The 2,340-nt window shown below is 64.5% G+C and carries 2 protein-coding genes and 1 pseudogene; 2 read left to right on the top strand and 1 reads right to left on the bottom strand.

From position 1 onward, the window contains the following. The first annotated feature begins 481 nt into the window (after nucleotides 1–481). A complete protein-coding gene (locus ACLF6P_RS29780) occupies nucleotides 482–817 on the top strand; it encodes a hypothetical protein (RefSeq protein ID WP_415954530.1) in 336 nt (111 codons plus the stop codon). Between the two features lie 56 nt (nucleotides 818–873). Beyond that, nucleotides 874–1,107, top strand: a complete 234-nt coding sequence (locus ACLF6P_RS29775) for a hypothetical protein (RefSeq protein ID WP_415954529.1) — start codon at nucleotides 874–876, stop codon at nucleotides 1,105–1,107. Nucleotides 1,108–1,465: 358 nt separating this feature from the next. Here the strand turns inward: ACLF6P_RS29775 and ACLF6P_RS29770 are convergent. Continuing rightward, nucleotides 1,466–2,340, bottom strand: a pseudogene (locus ACLF6P_RS29770) (hypothetical protein); the annotation flags it as partial.

Here is a 2,340-nt window from a genome sequence, read left to right as displayed (position 1 = left end):
CCGCAATTCGGCCTGCAGAAATTCGCTCCGCGAATTCCTGGGGCTGGCTACGGGATGTGGTCGGTTTGCTTTTCGGCTTCCCGTTTTCTGAGAGTCCGTTAATTCCGGTGACTCTCTGGCCGATTCGCTTTCGCGCATTCCGGCCTTTCCCGCTGCGCCTTATTGAGCTGAGTAAGACGACTACTGCACACCCGAGTTGGGGTACGCAACCCCACTCACCATGATCCCCTCCTCAACCGGCGCCCCCGTGAAGGGCCCTGGGCGGCCGTCAGACGGCCTGAGCCGTCCCCGCCTCACGAGGGACGGCGACGAGGAGCGCAGCGTGCCCCGGGTGGAAGGCGGTTCGGAGAGGGTGGAGCGGCCCGGCCGTACTCCCCCAGAACGCAAACTCAGGGCGCCGGGCCTGACCCGCACACTCCATATCGGCACGAGCTGAGGTGACGATAACCCAGCCGCACGTTGTGCGGAAAACTTCGGGTTCATGGAATTCGGGGTGGGTGCATTCATGGCGAAGCGTGATGTGTGGGTTGAGATCGACGGGAAAATGTTCAGCACGGACACGATCAAAAATTCGGATCACAGTGAGCCCCGCTGTCTTTTGATCAAGGTGCTGGGTGAGCGGGAGCCGTTGATGATCCGGAAGCGGTGGCCCGAGGGCATGGGGGTCACCGTGGAGGAGGCAGACGCATACGCGGACACGACCACACCCCGTGTCGTCACCCGAGGACTCCTCGACGCGATCAAAGCTTGCGCCGCCGACGGCGGGACGCAACTGCTCACCTTCGAAACCAACTACGCCCAAACCGAGGCCCCTTGAGTGCGCAGCAAGCTGAGCGAAGGGTGTACCAGTTCAACCCCCCGTACACCTACAGGGTGGCGGAGTTCATTCCGGGCACGGAGACGACCGAGCCGAAGTACCGCGAAGTAGATCAGCATGCAACGATCCAGAAGATCCATGAGGACGAGAACTTGCCGCAGCCGGTGCGCTTCCTGTCCTTGGAGAAGATGCGGGAAGCGGTTCAGGAGGTGCGTGATGAGCGTGCGAAGGACCGGGCTCGGCGTCGCCTGGAACGGGCGCTAAAGCAGGAGAAGTGGACCTTGGAGTGAGTGGACTGCACTTCGCCGCGGTAAACGCTGAAGGCCGTTTCGTGAGCTTGGTGGATGAGAGCGGGCCCCGTCAGACGGCGGGATACGTCTATGTTCATGCACACGCAGGCCGGCACAGCCGTCGAGGCTTGCCCAGCCCTTCGCCTCGTCGGCTGTGCCGGGGGCGGTGTCACTGTTCAGGATTGAGTGGACCCCGCTCAACTATGCGCAGTGATCATTTCGTTGGTGGAGTGGTGCCTTCTCCGCAGGCGGGCACAGACCCTGCGCAGAGGTCTTGCGCAGGGTCTGCACAGTGGTGCGTCAGACGGTTGTTGGACCTGGTGTGCACTGTGCGCGGGCTGCGCAGCCGACTTGAGGGTCAGGCACTCGGGCTCCGCTGCGGCGTGAGGAGCGCGTAGCGTCGGCGAAAGTCGCGCATGTAGTCCTCCCGGCCGGAGAGTGTCTGCGCATCGATGGGACGGTTGTACTGGCCTGTGATGCCCCTCAGGGCAGCTCCGTCGGCGACTTGCTGCGGTGTCGGCTCCCCGTCGAGTTCGTCGCGCAGCTGGGCATAGACCGCGTACAGGCGAAAGCTGAGCGGGTAGCGGCGCAGCCCGGCTGCGGATACCGGTGTGCCCTTCGGGCTGTGGATCCCGTTCTCCTTGAGGTGCTTGGCCAACTCCTCGACCGACGGTTCCGCACCCATCTGCTGCTGGTAGGCCTCCCAGGCCAGGAAGTACCGATCGACGGTGGTGACTTGCGTGGCCGTCGCGTCTGCTCCGTCGTCGACCGCTGAGGGGGGTGCTTGCGCTGGCGGTGGTCCCGTGTGCTCGCGCTGTGCGTTTTCGAGCCCGGGGGGTTCTGGAGTGGTGGGGGTGTCCTCGGTCTCGTCGTCCAGGAGAAGCTGGTGGTGCCGATCCTGGGCGGCGTTGTCGCCGGGTGCTGGTGCCTGTGGTTCGGATTCCTCGTGTCCGTGCAGCACTGCTTCCGGAGGGGCGCTTATGTGCTCCTCCGGCGGCGAGTCCTTGGTTGCGCGTGGCTGGCGGGGAGCGAAGACGTCATAGCTCTTGGTGCTTTCCTCTCCCCCGCCGACATCCGTGCGGGCAGGTTCGGTGCGGCCAGGTTCGGTGCGGGCTTGTCTTGGCAGGTCGAGGCGCTCCATGTCGCCGGTGAGCCTTTGTGGGAGGGCTTTCATCCGAGGTGTCTCGATGCCTGCGGCGGCGAGGCCTGCCGGTGCGGTTTCGGAGAGTGGTA

The organism is Streptomyces lothianensis (assembly GCF_047779955.1).
GTDB lineage: Bacteria > Actinomycetota > Actinomycetes > Streptomycetales > Streptomycetaceae > Streptomyces.
Note: the sequence above shows the minus strand (reverse complement) of the source record. Positions and strands in the feature narration are given on the sequence as shown.

Bases quoted from the DNA above. Each gene is read 5' to 3' on its own strand.
- ACLF6P_RS29780 (WP_415954530.1), top strand. From the start codon at position 482: ATGGAATTCGGGGTGGGTGCATTCATGGCGAAGCGTGATGTGTGGGTT.